The following is a 24,365-nucleotide window of genomic DNA, read 5'->3' on the forward strand; positions in this document are numbered from 1 at the left end:
ATACGACCCGAACCGGCCCTTGCGGGCCGGTTCTTTCTTTGGCAGGGGGCGGTCATGGCAAGCGTTTCCGAACTTTACAATGCCCGGGTCGCCTCGGGCCTGCTGACCCCCGATGATGCGCAGCGCGGCGTTTTGCCGGCGCTGGACCGGGTTGCCCGCGCCCTGGCCGAGGCCGTTCCGGCCTCGATGCCGAAATCGGGCTGGCTCTCGAAGCTGATGGGCAATACTCCGGCGGCTGCCGCGACCCCGGTCAAGGGGCTTTACCTCTGGGGCGGGGTCGGGCGCGGCAAGTCCATGCTGATGGACATGCTGATGGAGGCCACCCCCATCGCCGCAAAGCGCCGGGTGCATTTCCACGAGTTCATGCAGGAAATCCAGGCCGCGCTGGAGGGCGTGCGCAAATCCGGCCAGCAGGACGCGGTGCGTCCCGTGGCGCTGGCGGTGGCGCAGCAGGTCCGGCTTTTGTGTTTTGACGAGATGCAGATCACCGACATCGCCGATGCGATGATCGTGGGGCGGCTGTTCCAGGTCCTGTTCGAGGAGGGGGTGACGGTCGTCACCACCTCGAACCGGGTGCCCGAGGATCTGTACAAGAACGGGCTGAACCGCCAGCTTTTCCTGCCCTTTATCGGGTTGATCCGCGAACGCATGCAGGTCGTCGAACTGGCCAGCGCCACCGACCACCGCCAGAACCGGGACGAGGGCGGGCAGGTCTGGTTCATCCCCGCCGATCACGCGGCGCGGGTGGGCATGGACACGCTCTGGGACGATCTGACCGATTGCGCGGCGACCGCGCCGCTGGTTCTGGACATCAAGGGCCGCAAGGTCGAACTGCCCGTCCATTGCGGTCGCGCGGCCCGGGCCAGTTTCTGGGATCTATGCGCCAAGCCTTTGGGCCCGGCCGATTATCTGGCGATTGCCCAGGCGGTGGATGTGCTGTTCATCGACGCCATCCCGCGGCTGAGCATGTCGAACTATAACGAGGCCAAGCGCTTCGTGACCCTGATCGACGCGCTCTATGAGGCCCGCGTGCGGCTGATCGCCAGCGCCGCCGACGAGCCCGAGCGGCTATATGCCGAGGGTGAGGGCGCCTTTGAGTTCGAGCGCACCGCCAGCCGCCTGCGGGAGATGCGCGATGCCGATTGGGGCCGGCCTGAGGCCGAGCGGCCCGCCTAGGGGCGGGGGCCGTCCGGGATCAGGATCTTTGGGACCTGCGCGCCTCTTCAGGCCGCCGAGCTGGCCGCCAGCATCCTGGCGTAGTCGCGATACTTGATGAAGGGGCGGGCAGGGGTCATCCGGTTCTCGCCCTGCGCCAGTTCGGGGAAGGCCATGCACAGGCCCAGCCGCTGCGCCAGACCCAGCGCGCGCACCGCCATCGGACCGGTGAAAAACGACTCCATCTCGGCGCCTTCGGCCAGAACGATCTCGTGCTGGGCAAAGGCGATATGGACCAGGGTGAATTCGCTGTCATCCTGCCGCACGCTGACGCCAGCCACCCCCGCCATCATCAGATGCCGGGCCGAGATCAGGTATTCGCGCCCGCCATGGCGCACCAGCACGCGGTGCTGGGGCGAGACCTCGACGCTTCGGCGCGGCAGTCCGTTCCCCAGCGCGCCCGCCTCGATGCGGATCGGGCGCTGGTTCGGGGCCTGGTCAAGAACCTCACGGGTGACGCGGGTCGAGGAGGTCCAGACCAGCGGCTGCGCACCACGGTCGCGGGTCATCACCAGGTTTCCGGTCCGCAGCGTCTCGACCGGAACCTCGCCATGGGGGGACGCGATCAGCGTTCCCGCAAGGTAGCAGATGCTGAGATCGGTGGGCGAAACCTGGTAGCCGCTTTTGTCGAGCTGTCGCAGGACGCCATCCCTGCCGCCAAGATTGGTTCCCTGCGTATAGCGGACCGGCGAATAGAGCGTGCCGTTCATGACGTTCCCGGTCGAGCCGGCATCGAACAGCATCGGCGGTGTCGTACTCCCGGCGATATGGCCATTGGGGCTGTTGAGATATGCCCCCCATTCGAAACGGTCCACCAGACTGTCCACCGATATTTCGGGGATGGTGAGGGTGGTGATCGTCGAGTCGGCCATGACGATTCCATTGACGACTGTCGTTGCATAAAGCGTAATCGTTAACGAGGGCATGATACTCTTCCCAGAAACACCATTCAGGCACTCCCATCCCGCATGCGCGGTCGCTCCTTAGCGCAGGGTGCGCCATGCAGGCAAGAATGATCTTTGCAACCGCTGCGAGCAATGAAAACTCGGCCAGATCATTTCTGAACTGACTAAATATACAATTATCTGATGCCAATAGCGGCGATCGGCCGGCATTCAGCCGTGCTCACGCAGGATATGGCCCGCAAGATACAGCGACCCGCAGACCAATAGCCGGGCATGGGGTGATTCTGCAACAATTTGCCGCAGTGCCGTCGCGGCATCGGGGGCGGTCCGGGCGGGCAGGCCGGCTGCCGTCGCGATGCGGGCGGTCTCGGTCGCGGGCAGGGTGTTTGGCTCTCCGGGGATGTCGATGGCGGTCAGGCTTTGCGCCTGCGCCGCCAGCGGGCGCATATAGCCCGCGACATCCTTGGTGTTCAGCATGCCGCAGATCAGATGCGTGGGTTTTCTCGCCATCCCGGCCAGGGTCTGGGCCAGCGCCTCGCCGCCGGCGGGGTTGTGGCCGCCGTCCAGCCACAGCTCGGCCCCCTGGGCGATATCGACCAGCGGGCCACGGGTCAGGCGCTGCATGCGGGCGGGCCATTCGGCCTCGACCACGGCGGCGCGGGCCTCGATGCGGCCAAAGCCCAGCTCGCGCAGCGCGGCGATGGCGGTGCCGGCATTCACGATCTGATGCGGGCCGGGCAGGACGGGCAGGGGCAGGTCCATCAGCCCGTGATCGTCCTGATAGATCAGGCTGTCGCCCTCGCGCCGGCTGTCCCAGTCCTGACGCCCGATGCTGAGCGGGGCAAAGAGCCGCTCGGCCCTGGCCTCGATCACCTCGCGGGCGACGGGGGCCTGGGGCGCGACGATGCAGGGGGTGCGGCGTTTCAGGATGCCGGCTTTCTCGCCCGCGATCTCGGCCAGGGTTTCGCCCAGATATTGGGTGTGGTCGATGCTGACCGGGGTGATCACGGTCAGGCGCGGCGCGTCGATGACGTTGGTGGCGTCCAGCCGCCCGCCCAGCCCGACCTCAAGCAGGGTGTAATCGGCCGGGACGCGTGAGAATGCCAGGAATGCCGCCGCCGTGGTGATCTCGAAAAAGGTGATCGCCTGGTCGCCATTCGCCGCCTCGCATTCCTCGAGCGTGGCGGCCAGATCGGCCTCGGTGATCAACTCGCCCGCCAGCCGGATGCGTTCGTGAAACTGCGCCAGATGCGGCGAGGTATAGGCATGGACCCGCAGCCCCGCCGATTCCAGCCCGGCCCGGATCATCGCCTGGGTCGAACCCTTGCCGTTGGTGCCGGCGATATGGATGACCGGCGGGATGCGGTCCTGCGGATTTCCCAGCGCGTCAAGGATGCGCAGCATCCGCTCCAGCGACAGGTCGATGACCTTGGGATGCAGGGCCATGAGCCGTGCAAGAATGGCGTCGGATGTGGTCATCGCTGTCGGCCGCTGCGGGTCAGGGCGTCTTGCCGGCGGCTTCGACGGCAGGCGGGGTCGCGCCTGCGCTGGCAAGTTCCGCCTCGGGCAGGGCGGCGGTCTTGATATTGCCCGGCGCCGGCAGGTCGCCCGCGATCGGGGCGGGCTGGCGCATGACCATGCGCAGGATCGAGATCAGCTCCTCGCGCAGCTTCTTGCGATGGGTCACCCGGTCCAGCATGCCGTGATCCAGCAGGTATTCGGCGCGCTGGAAGCCCTCGGGCAGCTTTTCGCGGATGGTCTGCTCGATCACGCGCGGGCCGGCAAAGCAGATCAGCGCATTGGGTTCGGCGATCTGGATATCGCCCAGCATGGCGTAGCTTGCGGTCACGCCGCCGGTCGTCGGATGGGTCAGGACGACGATATAGGGCAGGCCGGCTTCCTTGAGCATCTCGACCGCGACGGTGGTGCGCGGCATCTGCATCAGGGACAGGATGCCTTCCTGCATGCGCGCGCCGCCAGCGGCCGAAAACAGCACCAAGGGGCGCTTGAGCTTCACCGCGCGCTCGGCGGCGGCGATGATGGCATTGCCGACATACATGCCCATGGAGCCGCCCATGAACGAGAAATCCTGCGCGGCGGCGACGATGGGGGTGCGGCCGATCTCGCCCTCGGCGACCAGCATGGCCTCTTTTTCGCCGGTGGATTTCTGCGCCGCCTTCATCCGGTCGGGATATTTCTTCTGGTCGCGGAACTGCAGCGGGTCGGCGACCGGCTCGGGCACCTTGACCTCGTTGAAGACGCCGCCGTCAAACAGCGCCGCAAAGCGCGAGCGGGGCGTGATCGCCAGATGGTGGTCGCAATTGCTGCAGACGTTCAGATTGTCGGCCAGTTCGCGGTGGAACAGCATGGTTCCGCATTCCGGGCACTTGGTCCACAGGTTCTCGGGCACGTCGCGGCGCGAGAACAGCGAATTGATGCGCGGGCGAACATAGTTGGTGATCCAGTTCATCGACGGGTCCTAACGCTGGGTTCAGGGGCTGAGATAGGCAAAACGACACCGAATTGCAATTCCGCTCGGGCCGCGCTTTCATGCGGCCATGTGGACCGACATGCTTGCCTTTACCCATTACGCCGCCGCGCTGCTGGTCAGCGCGCGCGTGCTGTTGCGCCCGCGCCTTGAACCCACGGTACGGCTTTCGTGGATTCTGATCATCGAACTGGTGCCGCTGGTCGGAATCCTGGCCTATATCCTGTTTGGCGAAATCAGGATGCGCAGCGCCGAGGTCTCGACCATGGCCAGCGTGCGCCGTTTCCTGTCGGGCCTGTGGCAACCCAGCCCCGAGCAGGTGCGCAACCCCCCGGTCTTTGCCGCGCCGATCATCGCCGCGAATCGGGCCATCGGCGGGTTCGAGGCCGTGGCCGGCAACCGCGCCACCCTGCTGCCCGAGGATGACAGCGCCATCGCCGATCTGGTCACCGCCATCGATCAGGCGCGCGAGCATGTCCATATGCTGTTCTATATCTGGCTGGACGATGTCTCGGGCCGGTCGGTGGCCGAGGCGGCGATCCGCGCTGTCGGGCGCGGCGTCAAGGTGCGGGCGGTGATCGATGCCTATGGCTCACGCGCTTTTGGGCGTTCGGACGCATGGGCGCAGATGAAGGCCGCCGGCTGCGAATGTATCGAGGCGCTGCCTTTGGGCATGCCGGTCATCGGGCTGCTGTTTCAGCGCATGGACCTGCGCAATCACCGCAAGATCGTGGTCATCGACCATGAGATCGGCTTTACCGGCAGCCGCAACTGCTCGGACATGGCCTTCGCGGTCAAGCCGCGCTTCGCGCCCTGGATCGACGTCTTCCTGCGCATCGAGGGGCCGGTCGTGCGGCAGATGCAGGCGATCTTCCTGCAGGACTGGATGAGCTATACCGGCGAGGATCTGGGCGACATCCTGCGCATGTCCCCGCCGGTCGCCGCCCCGGGCGAGATCGCGCAGGTCGTGGCCACCGGGCCCGACAACCGCCATGGCTCGCTGTCGGATTCGATGACCACGATGATCTATGCCGCGCGCAGCCGGCTGACCATCACCACGCCCTATTATGTGCCGGGCAGCGCGCTGGATTCGGCGATCCGCACCGCCGCGCGCAGCGGCATCGACGTGACCATGATCCTGCCCGCCCGCAACGATTCGCTGGTCGTGCAGGCCACCTCCGAGGGGTTCTATTACGGGCTGGTCGCGGCGGGGGTGAAGCTGATGCTGTTCCCGGGCGGGCTCTTGCATGCCAAGATCATCACCGTGGATGGCTGCATGGCCATGCTGGGCAGCGCCAACATGGACCGCCGCAGCTTTGAGCTGAATTATGAAATGAACATGCTGTTTCTGGGCGGCGATCTGACCGAGGCGCTGGATCAGCGCCAGCAGACCTATATCGACCGCGCCCACCCCGTCGATCTTGAGGAAATCCGCGACTGGTCGGTCTGGAAGCGGTTGCGCAACAACCTTCTGGCGCTGGCCGCGCCGATCCTGTGAAAGGGGGCAAGATGACCGATCTGGCTGCGGGAAAGATCGTCGACGGCGCCCCGGCGCTGGATCCGGCGGAACTGGCCGCACATCTGGGGGGCCTGCCGGGATGGGCGCTGGCCCCGGACGGCAAGTCGATCAGCCGCGACTGGCGCTTCAAGACATTCCGACGTGCCGCGCAGCTGGCCAATCTTGCCGCGTGGCAGGCCGAGGCCGCCAACCACCATCCCGACATTGCCTTTGGCTGGGGCTTTGCCCGCGTCACCTTCACCACCCATTCGGCGGGGGGCGTGACCATGAACGACCTGATCATGGCGGCCCGGCTGGACCGGCTGGCCGAATAGGGGCAGGATTGCTGCCATATTTGCCGGGGTTTTCGGCACCCCGCCCCCTTGCCCCTTGGGCGGGCTGGCCCTATCCAAGTCGCAGCCAGAGGGATACGCCATGAAAAACACCCGCTTCGACAAGTCGCATCTTCCCAGCCGCCATGTCACCGAAGGACCGGCGCGCGCGCCGCATCGCAGCTATTTCTACGCGATGGGCATTTCCGAGGAAGAAATCCATTCCCCCTGGGTGGGTGTGGCGACCTGCTGGAACGAGGCGGCGCCGTGCAACATCGCGCTGGCCCGTCAGGCGCAATCGGTCAAGCAGGGTGTGAAAAAAGGCGGCGGATGCCCGCGCGAATTCACCACCATCACCGTCACCGACGGCATCGCCATGGGGCATGAGGGGATGCGCTCCTCGCTCGCGTCGCGCGACTGGATCGCGGATACGGTCGAACTGACCATGCGCGGCCATTGCTATGACGCGCTGGTCGGGCTTGCGGGCTGCGACAAGTCGCTGCCGGGCATGATGATGGCCATGGTGCGGCTGAACGTGCCCAGCGTGTTCATCTATGGCGGCTCGATCCTGCCGGGCAAGCTGAACGGCAAGGATGTCGTCGTCCAGGACGTGTTCGAGGCCGTGGGCCAGCACGCCGCCGGCAATATGTCGGATGCCGAACTGGAGATTCTGGAGCGCGTGGCCTGTCCCAGCGCCGGGGCCTGCGGCGGGCAATATACCGCCAATACCATGGCCTGCGTCAGCGAGGCGATCGGTCTTGCGCTGATGAACAGCTCGGGCGCGCCCGCGCCCTATGAAAGCCGCGACCAATACGGCCTTGCCTCGGGCGAGGCGGTGATGAGCCTGATCGAAAAGAACATCCGCGCCCGTGACGTGGTGACGCGCAAGGCGCTGGAAAACGCCGCGCGGGTCGTCGCCTGCACCGGCGGCTCGACCAATGCCGGGCTGCATCTTCCCGCCATCGCCCATGAGGCGGGGATCGATTTCGACCTGTTCGACGTCTGCGACATCTTCCGCGACACGCCCTATTTCGTGAACCTGCGTCCGGGCGGCGATTATGTCGCAAAGGATCTTTACGAGGCGGGCGGCGTGCCGGTCGTCATGCGCGAGCTGCGCCGCGCCGGCCTGATCCACGAAGACTGCATCACCGCCTCCGGCAAGACCATCGGCGAGGAGCTGGACCTTGTGGAGCGCGAGATCGACGGCAAGGTCATCCACCCGGTCGCAACGCCGCTGTCGAAAACCGGTGGCGTGGTCGGCCTGAAAGGCAACCTTGCCCCCGATGGCGCCATCGTCAAGGTCGCCGGCATGACCGCTGAACAGCAGGTATTCACCGGCCCGGCCCGCGTCTTTGAATGCGAGGAAGAGGCCTTTGATGCCGTGACCAAGCGCGAATATAAGGAAGGCGAGGTCATCGTCATCCGCAACGAGGGCCCGGCCGGCGGCCCCGGCATGCGCGAGATGCTGTCCACCACCGCCGCGCTTTCGGGGCAGGGCATGGGCAAGAAGGTGGCGCTGATCACCGATGGCCGCTTCTCGGGTGCGACGCGCGGCTTCTGCGTCGGCCATGTCGGGCCGGAATCGGCGCATGGCGGCCCTATCGCGCTGCTCAAGGATGGCGACATGATCACCATTGATGCCGTCAAGGGCGAGATCTCGGTGGCGCTGTCGGATGACGAGCTGGCGCAGCGCCGTGCCGAATGGACCGGGGCGCGCGCCACCGACTATGCGTCGGGCGCGCTGTGGAAATATGCGCGGCTGGTCGGCAAGGCGCGCTACGGCGCCGTGACCCATCCGGGCGCGGCCGAGGAAACCCACGTCTATATGGACCAGTAAGGCATCAGCATGGGGATGCGTCCACGCAAGTGGCTTGAACGAAAGGCACGCGAGCGGGCGCATCGCCAATGGGGCGAGCTGTCGGAGAATGTCGACCGGATCGGCGCAGCGCAACTGCACCGGCTGCGGGACGAGGCTCTGGGCCTGCGCGGCAGCCTGAACCGGTTCCTGTCGGGCACGGACCGCCGCGCGCAGGTCTCGCGCAGGGCGCTGGATGCGCTCAGTCTGCCGGGCGGCACTGACTGGCGCTGGCGGCCGGGCTTCATGGCCGGGCCGATCACCCCGCGCGGTCTTGCCGAACCCGCATCCGGCGCCAGCCTTGGCGCGCAGGCGACGGTCTGGCACGATTGCCCGCAACGGGCGCTGATCCTTGAACAGGTGCGCAGCCCGGGTGTTACCGACCTGTCGCCCTTTGGCCTGCGGCTTGAGGTTTTCGGATTTTCGGGCAGCTTCCTGTCGGTCGCGATCGAGCTGCCGCGCGAGGCGCTGGCCGGGCTGACCCGCGACCATGTCATCCGGCTGGAAACCGGCATCGAGGTCGAGCGTCCGATCGGCATCTATGCCCGGCTCAATATCGGCCACGGCCCCAATACCGAGGAAATCCCCCGGAAATTCGCCGATCTCGAAGCGGGGCTGCAAAGCCGGCAGGTCATCGAATTCGACCTTGCCTATACCGAGATGAACGAGCGGCGGCTGGAAAAGATCTGGCTGGACCTGATCTTTGAATCCCCCCGCATGAGCGCGGTTGAAATCCATGAGCTGGTCCTGTCCCGGCATTTGCGGGCAGAGTTCTGATCCGGGAAAGGTCCTTGATGCGCGAGTTTGAATCACTGGGGCTGAAGGCCGGCATCTGGCAGGGCATGCTGATGCGCGGCACGCCGCCCGGGCGGCTGATCCTGGTCCATCTGGGCGCGCCTGTCGCCAATGCCCGCGTCACGCCAGAGGGCGAGGGCCGCTGGCGCGTCGCCGCCGCCATCCCCGCCGAGCGGCTGTCGGACGGGGTGCAGACCTTTCTGCTATACGAGGATATGGCCGAGAATGACGCGCCGCCCGCGCCGGCGCCGGGCGCGATCCCGCTGGGAAGGCTGACCATGGTGGCCGGGGCGCTGCTTGACGATGACCTGCGGGCCGAACTGGACCTGCTGCGCAGCGAGCTTGATCTGGTCAAGAAGGAACTGCGCCGGCTGGCCCGGGACTAGGCCGGGGCCAGGGGCGGGCTCAGTCCCGCGCCCAATAGGCGTAACCGCCGGTCTCGGCAAAGCCCATGCGGTCGTAAAGCGCGCGGGCGCTGGTATTGGCGCGGCTGACGGCCAGCCCCAGCCGTGTGGCACCTTGCGCATCGGCCCAGGTGGCGGCCCTGCGGATCAGCCAGCCCGCCAACCCCTTGCGGCGGAATCCCGGCGCGACCTCGATGGCATGGATCATGGCGACAGGCCCGTCCACGGCGACAAAGGCCGCGCCCGCCGCGCGATCCTCGTGTCGGCCAAGGATCGCGGTCCTGGGCAGGGCGACCCGCGGCATCACCGCCTGCCGTGCCGCGCCGATATTGCCCGCAGCCCAGATATCGCCCTGAATCGCCAAGGGTGGCCAGATCGTGAATGCGGTCATGCCCGGCACGTCGCGGTCGCGCAGCGCCGCGCAGTCCAGCGCCATGATCGCGGTCGGGTTCTGACGCTGATAGCCGCGCGCGATCAGCGCCTTGGCAAGCGCGTCGTCGCAGTCGGGCAGGCGAAACATCGCCCGCTGCCGCCAGCGGCGATGGATCGCTTCGACCGCCGGAATGTCGGCCTCGTCCCAATCGGGCCGCAGCGCCCGGGCCGAGCTGACCCGCCCGCCCGCGCCATGGCCGCGCCCGACGCGAAAGGCGCCGGCATCGGCATATTCGGCAGCGGGCCATGTGGTTTCAAAGGCCCGCGCCAGATCTGGATCGCCCGGTGTCACAGCGCCAGCCTTGCATGCAAATCGGCCATGGCGGCGGCGACGCGCGCACCGTCCAGCCCGCGGATGACCAGACTGGTGCCATAGCGCTGCTCGCGCTGGAACGGATATGAGCCCAGCGACAGGTCGGGATAGCGTTCGGCCACCTCGCGCAGCCCGTCGGCCACGTCGGATTCCGGGCGCATCACCTCGACCGCCTCGCTGACCGAGGCGCGGCCGGTCGGCAGTCCGGGTATGATGGCCTCGACCATGACCCGGAAAACCTCGGGGACGCCGGCCATGACATAGGTATTGCCGATATGGAAACCCGGCGCGGCGGAATGGGCATTGGCGATCAGCCTGGCGCCAAGCGGGATGCGGGCCATGCGCAGCCGGTTCCCCGTCACCTCGACGCCGCGCGCCTGCCAGCGGGCGGTCATGACGGCGCGGGCCTCTTCGTTGATCTCGATGCCCACGCCGAACGCCGCGGCCACCGCATCGGCGGTCACGTCGTCATGCGTCGGCCCGATCCCGCCCGAGGTGAACAGCATGTCCCAGCGCCCGCCCAGCGACTTGTCCAGCGCCCGGATCGCCTCGACGATCTGGTCCTGATCGTCCGAGACGATCCTGACCTCGCGCAGGTCGATGCCGATGCTGTTCAGGACCTGCGACAGGTGATGGGCATTGCCCTCGCGCGTGCGGCCCGAAAGGATCTCGTCGCCAATGACGAGAATGGCGGCGGTGGGATTGTCCGATTGCATGGCGGCTCCTGTCGCGTACGTGACCTTGGGGCATGTATAGGTCCGCCCGCAGGGCTGGAACAAGTGGCCGCTTCGGACTATCTCTGTGCCAAGCCAGATGAGGACGCCATGAACGACGTACGCCAGACCCGCGAGGGGATCCGCATTCACGAGCCGGCAGATTTCGCCGGCATGCACGCGGCCGGCCGGATCGCGGCACAGATCCTTGACGAGGTCGGGCCGCTGGTCCAGCCCGGCGCCACCACCGGCGCCATCGACGATTTCATCCGCAACCGGGTGGTGGAACTGGGCACCGTCAGCGCCACCATCGGCTATCGCGGCTATCAGCATGCCAGCTGCATCAGCGTCAACCATGTCGTCTGCCACGGCATTCCCGGCGACAAGGTGCTGTCGGATGGCGATATCCTGAACATCGACGTGACGGTCATCGCCGATGGCTGGTATGGCGACAGCTCGCGCATGTATGTGGCGGGCAAGGCCAGCGTGAAATCCAAGCGCCTGATCCAGGTCACCCATGACAGCCTGATGAAGGGGATCGAAGCCGTCCGCCCCGGCGCCACTTTCGGCGATATCGGCTGGGCTATCCAGTCCTATGTCGAGGCCAACCGCATGTCGGTGGTGCGCGATTTCTGCGGCCACGGTCTGGGCCGGGTCTTTCACGCGCCGCCGAACGTCCTGCATTTCGGCCGCCCCGGCAAAGGCCCGGTGCTGGAAGAAGGCATGTTCTTCACCATCGAGCCGATGGTCAACCTTGGCCGTCCGGAAACCAAGGTGCTGGCCGATGACTGGACGGCGGTCACCCGCGACAAGTCGCTTTCGGCGCAGTTCGAGCATTCGATCGGCGTCACCGCCACCGGCTTTGAAATCTTCACCCTTTCGCCCGCGGGAAAATTCTTCCCCGATCTGGACTAAGGCTCAAAGCTTCTTTCATGCCCAAATATCCATGCGGCGGCGCCAACAGGGGCCGCCGTCACCTTTGACGCGCTTGGCGTTCAACGGGAGCGGATCGTGTCCCCGGGCAGGAAGGTCGGGGCAAAGGCCACGACGCCATCCTCGGGCTTTGGCTCCTTGCCGGCGACGATGCGCGCGGCGCGCCGCCCGATATCGATGCGCCGGGCATCGGTGGTGGTCAGCCGCATCGGCAGCCCGTCCAACAGCTCGACCCCGTTGAAACCGGCCAGTCCCAGCTTGCCCGGAATGTCATAGCCCTGTTCCATGCACCACATCAGCCCACCCGCGCCGATCATATCATTGGAATAATACAGAAAATCCAGATCCGGCTCGCGGCTCAGGATGCGCTCGGTCAGCTCGCGCCCCTTCAGAAGCGACGAGCCGCCCTGATAGAACTCCCGCGCCGCCAGTGCGATGCCCGCCTCGCCCAGGCGCGCCTCGAACCCTGCCAGACGTTTGCGGGCGCGATGATCCTCGGGCATGTGGGTGCCGATAAAGCCGATGCGGCGATAGCCGGCGTTCAGGATTTCCTCGGCCATTTCGGCCCCGGCGCGCTTGTGCGAGATGCCGACCGCGCAATCGATGGGCGTGCCGTCCACATCCATGATCTCGACCACCGGCAGGCCGGCGTTTTCCAGCATGGCGCGGGCGGCCTTGTTATGTTCCAGCCCCGCCAGAATAACCCCCGAGGGGCGCCAGGACAGCATGTCGTAAAGCACCGCATCCTCGCGCGGGGGTGAATAATTCGTGACCCCCACCACCGGCTGTAAGCCGGTATCGTCCAGTTCCGCCGAGATCCCGCCCAGCACATCGGGAAAGACCATGTTCGACAGCGATGGAATGACCACGGCGACCAGATTGACGCGCTGGCTGGCCAGACCGCCGGCGATCTTGTTGGGGACATAGCCCAGGGTGCGGGCGGCGGTCAGCACCTTTTCCCGCGTCGCGGCGGAAACATCGCCCCGGTTGCGCAACACCCGGCTGACGGTCATCTCGGACACGCCCGACGCCTCCGAGACATCACGCAGGGTCAAGGGGCGGCGAGGTCTTTTCATATTCATTGGCAAATGCTGCTCCGCAATCATGTTACCGTTATCGTGTCCGGCGCGGCGCGGCAAGCTTGCCATTTTCCTGGCCCGCTGGCAAAAGCATCTGCGGCGGCCCCGTGGCTCAACTGGATAGAGCAGCCCCCTCCTAAGGGGCAGGTTACAGGTTCAAGTCCTGTCGGGGTCACCATGAAAATTCAAGTCGGTATGGTTCATTTAGGGGCTCGCCCTCTGGATCGATGAACCGGAGCGATGCGGCCGAAGTCCAGCGCGCCTGCCGCCATACGCAGGTGGTCCGGGCTGAACTGACCGTAGGTGCCGCGCGTCACTTTGGGGTTGCTGTGGCCAAGATGCCGGGCGATCTCCACAAGCGCGTCGTTCGAGGAAGTTCGGGCATCCGTTTCCGAACCGGTCTCCGCCTCCGGGCACCATGCCTCCGAGTGTCCTGTCGTCGCGAGTGGCGATGATCGAGACCAGATCGGCTTTGGCGATTCGTCCCTCGCGAGGGGGGATTTCCCTTGCGGGACGCCCACCGGTATGTCGCCGCCGATCACCATGGGGTTATTGGATGGTTGCAACCCCTGCTTCTGGACGGCCGCGTACGGATGCCAACAGCGATATCGGCCGGCTTCGTGGCCTCACAGGCGGCGATGCGCCTTGATCTTATTTCAAGCCGGGATGCCTGACCTGGGCGGCAGGGGCCGCATTCCGGTCCGGCAGAAGAAGCACGTCCGAATGCCGCGCGATCTCGTCGCTGAAGAATGCGATCACCTTGCGTTCGCGCTGCATCTGGCGGGCATCGGAATGGCAGGTCAGCCAATAGGTCCGCCGCAGGCAGAGCTGATCGGCGAGGACCGGAACCAGGTCATCGCAATCCCTGGCCAGATAGCAGGGCAGGACGCACAGTCCCAAGCCCCGCCGCGTGGCGGTCAACTGGCTGAAGATGCTGGAGCTCTTGAATGTCGGCCGCAATGCGGGATGAATCTCGTCCAGATAGTCGAGGCCGGACGCGAAAAGCATTTCCTCGATATAGCCGACAAAGCGCTGGCTCAGCAGATCCTCGCGGCTTCTGATCGGCGGCATTCCCGCGAGAAAGTCCCGCGCGGCATAGATGCAAAGGTTGTAGTCGGCCAGATGCTCCGATCGATAAGCGCCACGCGTGACGGAATCCAGGGTGATGGTCAGGTCGGCCTCGCGCCGCGACAGCGACAAGACCTGCGTGAGCGTGATGAGCTCAAGCGAAAGAGCCGGAAAACGCGCGGCAAAAGCCTTGAGCATGCGGTCGGTGAAAAAGCTCGCGAACCCCTCGGGCACCGCCACCCGAAAGCTGCCGGTCAGACCTCGCCCAGGCGCCTCGCCCGGAGAGATGCCTGCCGAAGCCTCCTCCATGTGCCGGGCGGTCTCGACCAGGCGGCGTCCACTCGCCGTCAGCTTGTAACCCTTTGAACTGCGCTCGAATAATCGTTGGCGAAGGGCGTTCTCCAGCCGCTCGACACGTCGTGCCACGGTCACATGCGACGAACCCAGCTGCCGGGCGGCCATGGTCAGCTGCCCGCTGCGCGCCAAAGCCAGAAAGAACGGGATGTCATCCCAATTGAACTGCGCCATGCTGTTCATTTTCGTTCACGTGATGTGAGAAATCAATCACGGCTGCCAGCTTGTATGCATAAGCCGATTTCGGCATCATTGGTTTGCGGGCGGGGTAAGAGACCTGCACAGCTATCGAAAATGCAACGTTCCGGATGCGGTCAGGCCACCTGCTTGAGCGGCTGCCGCATGTTGCCTCAGATATTGAAAGCACGCCAGATGGAAAGCTACGACTATATCGTTATCGGGGCGGGCAGCGCGGGCTGCGTTCTCGCCAACCGCCTTTCGGCGGATCCCAAGGTTCGTGTTCTGCTGCTCGAGGCCGGCGGACGGGACAATTATGCCTGGATACACATCCCTGTCGGTTATCTTTACTGCATCGGGAATCCGCGCACCGACTGGGGTTTCCGGACCGAAGAAGAGCGCGGGCTGAACGGACGTTCGCTGCTTTATCCGCGGGGGCGGGTCCTGGGCGGCTGTTCCTCGATCAACGGCATGATCTATATGCGTGGCCAGGCGCAGGATTACGATAACTGGCGGCAGGCCGGCTGCACGGGCTGGGGCTGGGATGACGTGCTGCCGCTTTTCCGCGCGCAGGAGGACTATCACCTCGGCGGCAGCGAGATGCACGGCGCGGGCGGCGAATGGCGGGTCGAGAAGGCGCGGCTGCATTGGGATGTGCTTGATGCCTTCCGCGACGCGGCGCTTGAGTTCGGCGTCCCGCGCAATGACGATTTCAACCGGGGCAACAACGAAGGCGCCGGTTATTTCGAGGTCAACCAGCGCAGCGGCATTCGCTGGAACACGTCCAAGGCCTTCTTGCGGCCGGCGAAGAACCGGCCCAACCTTCGCGTCATGACCGGTGCCCAGGCCGAGAGCCTGGTGATCGAAGAGGGCGAAGTCCGCGGGGTGGTCTTTCACCACGAGAACCAGCGCAAGGAGGTACGCGCCATGCGCGAGACCATTCTTGCCGCCGGAGCTGTCGGCTCGCCCCAACTCCTGGAGCTTTCGGGGGTCGGGCGCGGCGATGTGCTTCACGCGGCCGGCATTGCGCCCCGGGTCGAGGTGGCGGGGGTCGGCGAGAACCTTCAGGACCACCTGCAGCTGCGCCTGATCTACAAGGTTCACGGCGTGCCGACCTTGAATGAAAAGGCCTCGAGCCTGATCGGCAAGGCGATGATCGGCATGGAATATCTGCTTAAACGCTCGGGTCCGATGGCCATGGCGCCCAGCCAGCTCGGCATCTTCAGCCGCTCGGGACCGGACAAGGCCACGGCGGATCTTGAATGGCATGTCCAGCCGGTCAGCCTCGACAAGTTCGGCGATGCGGTTCACCCCTTTCCCGCCATCACGGCCAGCGTCTGCAATCTGCGGCCCGAAAGCCGTGGTTCGATCCATGTGAAGCGCGCCGATTTCCGGACCGCGCCCGCGATCCGGCCGAACTATCTTTCGACCGAGGGTGACCGCGAGGTTGCCGCACGGTCGATCCGGTTGACGCGGCAGATCGCCGCGCAGCCCGCCTTCGCGAAGTTTCGCCCCGAGGAATACCGGCCCGGCAACGCCTTCGAAAGCCGCGACGATCTGGTCCGTGCGGCGGGCGACATCGGCACCACGATCTTTCACCCGGTCGGCACCTGCCGGATGGGAAGCGACGAAGGCGCGGTCGTCGATACGCGCTTGCGCATGCGCGCGCTGGGTCGCCTTCGGATCGCCGATGCCTCGGTCATGCCGACGATCGTCAGCGGCAACACGAACTCGCCGACGCTGATGATCGCCGAAAAGGCGGCCAGGATGATCCTTGAGGATGCAAAGGCCTAGACCTTCGCCATCGGCCGGCATGGGTCGGCTGACGGCATCGGTCGTTCGGGCGCTTCGGCAAGAAAGAAAAAAGCACGGCAAGCATCGCGCGCCATGACGTCGTCGCACGGCACAGCGGGGCCGGCGGCGGCATCGCCGCGCGCAAGCCTGCTCTGCCAGAGATGATCATCGAGCGGCGGGCGCCGCGGTGGCCGGGACGATGTGTTCCGATCTGACCGGCACGCCGATCCTAGCGGCCCAGCCGGTTTTGCACCGGCAGGATGATCCGCAGCGCGCCGCGCATCATGGCGTGCAGCGCCAGCCGGAACCCGCCGCTGAGCCGGTTCAGCGCCGGAAGGCGCTGATAGATCCCCTGCATGGCGATCGAAGCCAGGACATTGGCGCAGACCTGCGCCTTCTGCGCGCTGAACTCTGGTCTGAAAACATCGAGAACCAGAACGTAGCGCATTGCATCGCTGCGATTCCACGCAAAATGCGTCTTGGCATCCAGAAACAGCAATGCCTGGCCCTCGGTCCAGGCGCGGGCCTCGTCGCCCACCTGAAAGCCGCAATCGGGCAGGCCGGCGGGCACGATCAGCGGCAGGTGGATGCGGATCACCGCGTTGGTGTCACCCTGATGCGGATTGATGTTCGATCCCGGCGCCAAGGCATTGAGCGAGGCGCTGGTCACCTGGGGCAGGCGCGACAGGACTGCCATTGTCTGCGGGCAGGCGCGGATATTGCCATGCATTCGCCAGCTCCAGAAAAGCAGGCCCATGGTGCGCCAGGATTTCGGCGGAAACGCCATGGCATGGTTGAAATAGACGCCGAGCCGGCTGCCATCGCGCCGCGCCAGCGCCAGCAGCTCGTCGCGGATGGTCGTCCAGTCCCGCTCCAGCTCCCGCACCCAGGGAAAATCCTCGCGTTCGAACCAGCCAGGCTCTGGTCCATTGTAGCGCCCGCCAAAGGCCGAGTACCAAAGCGCACCGGCGGGCGGCGGCGCATCGCCGGTGCGCAGGCTGGGGGCGGGGGCGGCGGCGGGACGAGTCATCTGGACGGCTCCTTGTCCGAAAGGTCGCGGATGGCGGCGGCGAGCGTGGCGAAAAAGCCCTGCGGATCGGTGCGGAACGGCATGTGCCCGCCCGCCAGCAGCGTCAGCGAGAAGCGGTCTTGTACATGCGCCTGCCAGCCGATCAGGCTGTCGGGTGGCGCCAGCGCATCGTCGCGACCGCCGATCACCAGAACCGGAACCGCCAGCGCTGGGCCGCTGACGGGCCCGGCATCCGCCATCAACGCCAGGTCATGGCGCAACCCGGGCAGCAACCGCCCCCACGCGGCCGAGTCCGCGGCGTCGCCATGCCAGTCGCGGGCGTGTCGCGCCAATGCGTCGGCATCCTGCCCGTCCAGCGGCGCGCCGCCCGGGGCTGGCGGTTGCGGCCCCAGACAGGACAGGACCAGCAGTCGCGGCCGCGCGGTCCCGGGCAGCTTGCGCGCCGTCTCAAAGGCCAGCCGCGCGCCGAAACTGTGCCCGTAGATCACCTCCGAGCCGCCGGTCCGGGCGATCTCTCGCGCCAGATCCTCGGCCAAGGCCTCGATCGACGGTGCCGCGGGCTCACGATAGCGGGTGCCGCGTCCGGGCAGTTCGGCGCAGCGCAGCGTGACACCCGGAACCCGCCAGTCCGCAAAGACGGCGGCCGAGGCCCCGGCGAAGGGCAGGCAGATCATCGAGACCCCCGCCGGCCGTGCGGCAAGCGCCGGGGTGGCATCACCACGCCCGGTCGGGGCGGGTGGCCCTTCGGTGTCCTGCTCGGTCATTCGCGACAACCCCGCCAGCACGAAATCCGTGACATCGGCGATGGTCGGATGCGTATAGGCCAGCGTCGGCGGCAGGCTCACCCCAGTCTGCGCCTCCAGCCGCAAGGCGAAGCTGATCGCGGTCAGGCTGTCGATGCCCAGAAGGTTGAACGGTTCCTCCTCCGAGATCTCGCGTCCGGGCGACAGATAGACCAGCGCCGCCAGCTCGCGCCGGATCGCCGCGACAAGCCGCTTGCGGGCCGCCTGTTCGGGCAGGCCGCGCAGCTCGGCCGCAAGATGGCGTGCGGCGGTCGCGCTGCCGCGCCCGGCCTCGGCCGCGCGGCGAAGGGGGGCGAAAAGCCCCGGCCAGAGGCTGTAATCCGCGAATGCGCCGAAGCGCTGCCAGTCCAGCCGGGCAATGACCTGCACGGCGTCAGGCGCGGTCAGGGCCTGTTCCAGCGCTGCCAGCGCGTCGCCGGGCGGGATCAGCGGCAGGCCAAGTGCGGTGACGACCTCGGTCTCGCGGGGGCGCGCGCTCATGCCGACCTCGGCCCATGGCCCCCAATTGACAGAGGTGCCGACAAGGCCCTGCGCCCGGCGCATTTCGACCAGCGCATCGGCAAAGCGGTTGGCGGCGGCATAATGCGCCAGCTCGACCGAGCCCCAAAGCGCCGAGACCGACGAGCAGATCACGAAGAGATCGAGTTGCAGGTCGCGCGTCGCCTCATGCAGGACAAGCGCCGCGCCCGCCTTGAGACGCATGGTTTCCAGCATGCGCTCGGGCGGGGTGTCGGCGATCCGGCCCAGCCAGTTCTGCCCGGCGGCATGGACGATCCCGCGCAGCGGACGGGTGTCGGCGCGCAATGCCTGAAGGCAGCGCCGCAGCGCCGGGGCATCGCCGGTATCGCAGGAAATCAGCGCCACCTCGGCGCCGGCCGCCTCGATCCGGGCGATGCGCGCGGCATGGGTGGCGCGGGCGCCGGCGTCGGCGCTGCGGCTCATCAGCACGACGCGGCCCGCGCCCCGCCGCGCCAGCCAGACGGCGATCTCGAGGCCAAGCCCGCCCAGACCGCCCGTCACCAGATAGCTGCCATGGCGGTCGAGCGTCGGCGGGACCCCGGGCAATCCATCGGCGGGGGTCAGTTCGGGTGCATGGGGCAGGCCGGCGCGCAAGGCCACCATGCCCGGCAGGTCAGGAAGGTCCAGCGCATCCAGAATCTGTGCCGCCCCGGTGTCGCTTTCCAGATCCAGCATCCCGCCGCGCAGGTCGGGATGCTCCAGAAACAGTGTCGCGCCAAAGCCCCAGAGCGCGGCCTGCGCAGGTTCCGGCGCGGCATCGGGCGCGGTCTGCACCCCGGCGCGGGTCAGTACGTACATCTGCCCGGTCAGCCCGGCGCCGCGCAATGCCTGTACCAGCGTGGTCAGAAGGCCGATCCCGTCGCGATGCTGCTGCGCCTCGTCCTGTTCGGGCGAAAGCGTGGTGGTGATGTCCAGCGCTGCGGGCACCAGCACGCTCCAGCGGGTCGCCCCGCCGGGGATGCGCCGGGCCAGCACGTCGATCAGCGCCCTGGTCATGGCTTCCGGTTCTGGCCGGTCCGGCAAGGCGACGCGGAGCAGGCCCCGCATGTCGCCGCGCTGAACGGTCCAGGGCTTGGCCCCCCCGGCGCGGCCAAGATGGATCACCCGGCGCCCGCGCGCGCAAAGCTGCCGTGCCAGCGCCTCGGCCAGACCGTTCCCGTCGCCGACGATCAGCCAGTTGCGCGACGCGTCCGCGCTCAGCGGGCGATGCGTGCCCCCGGGATCGGCGGGCGCCTGCCAGAGCGGCCAGCGCAGCACGGAATGCAGCGGGGTTTCCTCGGCCGTCCCGGGCCGGGACAGATCCATGTCGAACCAATAGCGGCGGCGCTCGAACGGGTGGCCGGGCACGTCCTCGGCCCGTGCGGCCGGGTCCGTGGGCAGGTTGAGCCCGGCCCAGTCCAGCGCCGCGCCATCGGCGAAAAGCGCGCCAGCGACACCAAGCAGCGCGGCCTCCTCGGTCGTATCGCCGCCGGGCAGGGCCGGCAGGCTGGCCAGGGCCGGCGTGCCTGGCAGGGCCGCGCGGGCCAGACCGGTCAGCACCTGACCCGGCCCGATCTCGACAAGATGGGTGCAGCCGGCCTGCTGCAGGGCGGTCAGGGCGGCGGCAAAGCGCACCGGCTGGCGCGCATGCTGCCGCCAATGCCGCGCGTCCGGCGCCCCGGTCAGCGCCGCCCCGGTCAGCGTCGAGATGACCAGCGCCTGCGGCGCGGATGCGGGGATCTCGGCGAGGGCGCGTTCCAGCGGGTCAAGGATCGGGTCCAGCACCGCCGAGTGGAAGGCGACCGGCGTGGCCAGCCGGCGCGCCGCAACCCGGTCCTGCGACAGGCGGTCAAGCGCCCGGGCAAGGCTGTCCTCGGGGCCGGCGAGACTGCTGGCGGCGGGGCCGTTTTCGGCCGCGACCGTCAGGCCGGGCAGGTTCCAGTCCTTCAGCCTTGCGCGGAGCGCCTCGGCGGGCAGTGCCACGCCCGCCATCGCGCCGGGGCTGGGCAGCCCGGCCATCAGCCGACCGCGCCGCAGCGCCAGGATCATGGCGCCGTCAAGGTCCAGGGCACCCGCCGACAGGCAGGCCGCGATCTCGCCCAGACTGTGGCCGGCCATGGCCACGGGCACCACGCCAAGGCTGCGCCAGAGCCGGTCAAGCGCGTGGGACAGCGCGATCAACGCCGGCTGGGCAAGATCGGTCCGTCCAAGCAGCGCGCCGTCGCCGAACAGGATATCCGTCAGCCCGGGCAGCGAGGGGTCGGCGCGGGCCAAGGCCTCGGCCGATGCCCGCAGCGCCTCGGCAAAGACCGGGAAGCGGCGCGCGAGCCCGGTGCCCTGGCCGGCCAGATGCGCGCCTTGACCGGTGAAGAGAAACCCCGGGCGAAGCTCGGAGATCGCGCCGCTGCCGGTCGAGAGGCCGGCGTCAAGCGCCTGCGCCGCGCCGGGCAGGTCGCGGGCCAGCACGAAACCGCGCCGGGGGAAATGCGACCGGTGCCGGCTGAGCGTGCGGGCCAGCGGCGCCAGCGGGCCGGGGGTGCAGCTGCGGGCATAGCGGGCCAGATCGCGGGTCAGGCCCGCCAGCGCCCGATCGCTCCGGGCCGAGACCGGCAGCAGCCGCAATGGCGCGTCGGTCGTCGTCTGGGGCGCTACGGGGGCGGCTTCAGCCGCTTCCAGGATCACATGCGCCAATGCGCCGCCAAAGCCAAAGGAACTGACCGCGGCGCAAAGCGGCACGCCAGCCGCCGGGCGCAGCGCTTCGGGTTGGACCGGGATGCGCAGGCGGCTTGCGCGCAGGTCGATGGTGCCGGGCAGCTCGTGAAAGTGCAGTTGCGGCGGCGCCATCCGGTGACGCAATACCTGCACGGTCTTGATCAGGCTGGCGATGCCCGCCGCGGCCTCCAGATGCCCGGCGCTGGCCTTCACCGACCCCAGCCGACATGCGGGACCGGCGGCCACGCCATAAGTGCGGCGCAGCACCTCCAGCTCTGCCGGGTCGCCGAGGGCGGTGCCAGTGCCATGCGCCTCGACAAAGTTCACGCGCCCCGGGTCAAGCCGGGCCCGGTCCAGCGCCTGACGGATCAGCGCCTCTTGCGCCTCGGGATTGGGCGCGGTGATGCCCTTGCTGTGGCCGTCCTGCGCGGCAGAGGTGGCGCGGATCAGCGCCAGAATCCGATCCCCGTCGGCACGCGCGCGCTGGAGTCGCTTCAGCACGACGAAGCCGCAGCCCTCAGAGCGGACATAGCCATCGGCGCGCGCATCAAAGACCTTGCAGGCGCCGTCGCTGGCCAGCATGCCGAACTGCGCCAGTGCCACCGTGGTGCCGGGCGACAGCATCAGGTTGACGCCGCCCACCAGCGCAGTCTCGCAATCGCCGCGCAAAAGCGCGCCGGCGGCGATGTGCAAGGCGGTCAGCGAGGACGAGCAGGCGGTATCCACCGCGATGCTGGGGCCGCGCAGGTCATGGGCAAAGCTGATCCGGTTGGCGGCGATGCTTTGCGCCGTGCCCAGACCCGACCAGGCGGAGAATGCGCTGAGATCCGGGCGGGCGCGAATTTGCAGATGCGCATAATCGGTGGTCGAAATGCCCAGAAACACGCCCGTGGCGCTACCGCGCAGACTTTCGCGGGTCATGCCGGCATGTTCCAGCGCGCGCCAGGATACCTCCAGCGCCAGCCGTTGCTGCGGGTCCGTCTCGGCCGCCTCAGGGTCGGACAGGCCAAAGAAGGCCGCATCGAACAGATCGGCCCCGTCGATGAAGCCGCCGCGGCGGGTGTTCATGCGTCCCGGCGTGGCGGGGTTGTCGGCGTGATAGGCCTCGACATCCCAACGCGCGGCGGGAATGTCGGTGACAAGGTCGTCGCCGTCCAGCAGCCGCTGCCAGAAGGTTTCGGGATCGTCGGCGCCGGGAAACCGGCAGGCCATGCCGGTGATGGCAAGGCGGATATCGGATGATTGCAGCGCGTCCGGGGCGGGCGCCGTCCCCCGGGCATCGGCAACCGGACGGGCCGGGGCCGGGGCGGGCACTTGCAGCCGGTCCGATTTCAGCAGCTCCGCGATCTCATTGTGGCGCAGCTTGCCGCTGGTGGTGCGGGGCAATGCGCCGGGGGGGACGAAGCTGATCCTTACGGGGGAGAGCGCGTGCCCCTCGGCCAGCGCCGCGATGACGTCGTTGCGCAGGGTCTCGGTTTCGGTGTGGGTGGCGCGAATTTCGGCGACCACGGCCACGCCCTCGCCCTCGGGGCTGCTCAGCGCGACGGCCGCCAGCGGCGCATGGGCCAGACGCGGCAGGCGGGCATGCAGCGTCGCCTCCAGATCCTCGGCGTGATGGGTGACGCCGCGAGACATGATCCGGTTGTCGCGCCGCCCGGTGACGCTCAGGCCCTGCGGCGTCATCCGTCCAAGGTCGCCGCTGCGCAGCCAATGCTGCCCGTCATGCTGGACAAAGGCGGCGGCGGTGCCTTCGGGATTGCCGTCATAGCCGCGCGCGACCGAAGGGCCCGACAGCCAGATCTCGCCGGTCTCGCCCGGGGCAATGTCGGCGCCGCTTTCGGGATCGGCGATCCGCACGGTCATCGACGCGCCGGGCGTATAGCGCACCACGCCGCCATGCCTGCCGGGAAAGCGGCGGCCGGCGGCAAAGACCGTGACCTCGGCCATGCCGTAGCAGGGCAGGAAGCCGTCGGTGCGCATGCCATGGCGGGTCAGTTCCGTCACCGCGCGGCACAGCGGGCCGGGATGCACTGGCTCGGCCCCGACATGGGCAACCTGCAGCGCCCCGAGATCCAGCCCGGTCGCGCCGCCTTCGGCCAGCGCCCGGCTCAGCAGGTGCCAGGCAAAGGGCGGACCGCCGGTATGGGTGATGCCAAGCGCGGAGATCGCGCGCAGCCAGTCAAGGGGGTCGCGGATGAACCACTCGGGCGGGGCCAGCACTGTCATGCCGCCGGCAAAGATCGGCTGGATCAGATGGCCGAACAGCCCCATGTCATGGTGAAGCGGCAGCCAGCCAAGCGCCCGCGTCCCGGGGCCGGAGTCAAAGGTCCCCTGAATATCGGCCATATTGGCAAGGATATTGGCATGGTTGAGCACGATCCCACGCGGCTTCCGGGTCGAGCCGGCGGTGTATTGCAGGCAGGCGGGCGCCTCGGCCGGGGGAGGCTCGGGCGTCCAGGACCGGGCGCCGGGACGGTCGAAGCCCTCGCTCGGGACCAGCAGGCGGATCGCGTCGCTGTCGCGCAGGCCGGCGGCGATCAGCGTGTCACGACCGTCCGGCGTCGGGCAGATCAGCGCCCGGCCGCGTTCGGCGGCCACGCGCAGGATCCTGTCCGTCGCCGCCGCATGCCGCCCGGAACCGGGCCGGGGCGCGGGCAGGATCGCCGGGCGCAACCCGGCCAGGATCGCGCCCAGAAACCCCGTGACCAGGGCGGCCGAGGTGGGAAGCGCCATCAGCACCGTGCCGCCCTGCGGGCAGGCCGCCGACAGGGCGGCCGCTGCCGCGCGCGACCGGTCCCAAAGTTCGGCATAGGAAAGTGTTTCCATGCCGGCGATGTCGCCATTGAGGATCTGCACCGCGATCCGGTCCGGGGTCTCGCTTGCACGCATGTGCAAAAGCGCGGCGATGCTTTGCGGGGCGCTTTGCGCCGCAGCGGCGGGAACGGGATGGTCGCCCGCGTCCCTCAT

General features: G+C 67.7%; 17 protein-coding genes and 1 tRNA gene. 9 read left to right on the forward strand and 9 right to left on the reverse strand.

Features of this window, described 5'->3' with window-relative positions:
• Positions 1 to 54 precede the first annotated feature (54 nt).
• A complete protein-coding gene (gene zapE, locus DFP89_RS09020) occupies positions 55 to 1,176 on the forward strand; it encodes a cell division protein ZapE (protein WP_114349062.1) in 1,122 nt (373 codons plus the stop codon).
• A 47-nt stretch (positions 1,177 to 1,223) separates the two neighbouring features.
• Here zapE and DFP89_RS09025 read toward each other — a convergent pair whose 3' ends face one another.
• The 3 genes from DFP89_RS09025 to accD all read right to left on the reverse strand — a co-directional run bounded on the left by DFP89_RS09025 (position 1,224) and on the right by accD (position 4,590).
• Entirely contained in the window at positions 1,224 to 2,087 is an 864-nt protein-coding gene (locus tag DFP89_RS09025; RefSeq protein ID WP_181870294.1) for a Hint domain-containing protein, read from the reverse strand.
• Positions 2,088 to 2,330: 243 nt separating this feature from the next.
• Positions 2,331 to 3,599: a bifunctional folylpolyglutamate synthase/dihydrofolate synthase gene (locus DFP89_RS09030; protein ID WP_114349064.1), complete on the reverse strand. Its 1,269-nt coding sequence runs from the start codon at positions 3,597 to 3,599 to the stop codon at positions 2,331 to 2,333.
• Between the two features lie 19 nt (positions 3,600 to 3,618).
• A complete protein-coding gene (gene accD, locus DFP89_RS09035) occupies positions 3,619 to 4,590 on the reverse strand; it encodes an acetyl-CoA carboxylase, carboxyltransferase subunit beta (RefSeq protein WP_114349065.1) in 972 nt (323 codons plus the stop codon).
• An 88-nt stretch (positions 4,591 to 4,678) separates the two neighbouring features.
• On the opposite strand from accD, the gene cls reads away from it, so the two are divergent.
• The 5 genes from cls to DFP89_RS09060 all read left to right on the forward strand — a co-directional run bounded on the left by cls (position 4,679) and on the right by DFP89_RS09060 (position 9,474).
• Positions 4,679 to 6,106: a cardiolipin synthase gene (cls, locus tag DFP89_RS09040; protein ID WP_114349066.1), complete on the forward strand. Its 1,428-nt coding sequence runs from the start codon at positions 4,679 to 4,681 to the stop codon at positions 6,104 to 6,106.
• 11 nt (positions 6,107 to 6,117) lie between these two features.
• On the forward strand, positions 6,118 to 6,441 hold the full coding sequence (locus DFP89_RS09045; RefSeq protein ID WP_114349067.1) for a 4a-hydroxytetrahydrobiopterin dehydratase: 324 nt from the start codon (positions 6,118 to 6,120) through the stop codon (positions 6,439 to 6,441).
• Between the two features lie 100 nt (positions 6,442 to 6,541).
• Positions 6,542 to 8,275, forward strand: coding sequence for a dihydroxy-acid dehydratase (gene ilvD / locus DFP89_RS09050; protein WP_114349068.1), 1,734 nt, complete (start codon positions 6,542 to 6,544; stop codon positions 8,273 to 8,275).
• 9 nt (positions 8,276 to 8,284) lie between these two features.
• Positions 8,285 to 9,070 carry a DUF6478 family protein gene (locus tag DFP89_RS09055; protein WP_114349069.1) on the forward strand — a complete coding sequence of 262 codons (786 nt, stop codon included), beginning with the start codon at positions 8,285 to 8,287 and terminating at the stop codon, positions 9,068 to 9,070.
• 17 nt (positions 9,071 to 9,087) lie between these two features.
• Entirely contained in the window at positions 9,088 to 9,474 is a 387-nt protein-coding gene (locus tag DFP89_RS09060; RefSeq protein ID WP_114349070.1) for a hypothetical protein, read from the forward strand.
• Positions 9,475 to 9,493: 19 nt separating this feature from the next.
• Here the strand turns inward: DFP89_RS09060 and DFP89_RS09065 are convergent, their stop codons facing one another.
• Both DFP89_RS09065 and DFP89_RS09070 read right to left on the reverse strand, forming a co-directional pair.
• Positions 9,494 to 10,216 (reverse strand): GNAT family N-acetyltransferase, encoded by a 723-nt coding sequence (locus tag DFP89_RS09065; protein ID WP_114349071.1) that lies wholly within the window; start codon positions 10,214 to 10,216, stop codon positions 9,494 to 9,496.
• Positions 10,213 to 10,953 carry a competence/damage-inducible protein A gene (locus DFP89_RS09070; protein ID WP_114349072.1) on the reverse strand — a complete coding sequence of 247 codons (741 nt, stop codon included), beginning with the start codon at positions 10,951 to 10,953 and terminating at the stop codon, positions 10,213 to 10,215. The genes DFP89_RS09065 and DFP89_RS09070 overlap by 4 nt, the downstream gene beginning before the upstream one ends.
• A gap of 108 nt (positions 10,954 to 11,061) precedes the next feature.
• Between DFP89_RS09070 and map the strand changes: the two genes are divergently transcribed.
• Positions 11,062 to 11,865, forward strand: coding sequence for a type I methionyl aminopeptidase (gene map / locus DFP89_RS09075; RefSeq protein ID WP_114349073.1), 804 nt, complete (start codon positions 11,062 to 11,064; stop codon positions 11,863 to 11,865).
• Between the two features lie 80 nt (positions 11,866 to 11,945).
• Here the strand turns inward: map and DFP89_RS09080 are convergent, their stop codons facing one another.
• Entirely contained in the window at positions 11,946 to 12,965 is a 1,020-nt protein-coding gene (locus DFP89_RS09080; protein WP_114349074.1) for a LacI family DNA-binding transcriptional regulator, read from the reverse strand.
• 98 nt (positions 12,966 to 13,063) lie between these two features.
• On the opposite strand from DFP89_RS09080, the gene DFP89_RS09085 reads away from it, so the two are divergent.
• Positions 13,064 to 13,140: transfer RNA gene (locus tag DFP89_RS09085), tRNA-Arg, on the forward strand.
• Between the two features lie 473 nt (positions 13,141 to 13,613).
• Here the strand turns inward: DFP89_RS09085 and DFP89_RS09090 are convergent.
• The gene (locus DFP89_RS09090) at positions 13,614 to 14,558 is read right to left on the reverse strand and encodes a LysR family transcriptional regulator (protein WP_114349075.1); all 945 of its coding nucleotides are present in this window, start codon (positions 14,556 to 14,558) and stop codon (positions 13,614 to 13,616) included.
• 198 nt (positions 14,559 to 14,756) lie between these two features.
• Here DFP89_RS09090 and DFP89_RS09095 point away from each other — a divergent pair, with 198 nt between their 5' ends.
• Positions 14,757 to 16,355: a GMC family oxidoreductase gene (locus DFP89_RS09095; protein WP_114349076.1), complete on the forward strand. Its 1,599-nt coding sequence runs from the start codon at positions 14,757 to 14,759 to the stop codon at positions 16,353 to 16,355.
• Positions 16,356 to 16,584: 229 nt separating this feature from the next.
• Here DFP89_RS09095 and DFP89_RS09100 read toward each other — a convergent pair whose 3' ends face one another.
• Together DFP89_RS09100 and DFP89_RS09105 are read right to left on the reverse strand one after the other, a co-directional pair.
• A complete protein-coding gene (locus DFP89_RS09100) occupies positions 16,585 to 17,385 on the reverse strand; it encodes an aspartyl/asparaginyl beta-hydroxylase domain-containing protein (RefSeq protein ID WP_114349077.1) in 801 nt (266 codons plus the stop codon).
• Positions 17,382 to 24,365 (reverse strand): type I polyketide synthase, encoded by a 6,984-nt coding sequence (locus DFP89_RS09105; protein WP_181870295.1) that lies wholly within the window; start codon positions 24,363 to 24,365, stop codon positions 17,382 to 17,384. Before DFP89_RS09105 ends, DFP89_RS09100 begins: the two co-directional genes overlap by 4 nt.

This window comes from Paracoccus lutimaris (assembly GCF_003337565.1).
In the GTDB taxonomy this organism is placed as follows: Bacteria; Pseudomonadota; Alphaproteobacteria; order Rhodobacterales; family Rhodobacteraceae; genus Paracoccus; species Paracoccus lutimaris.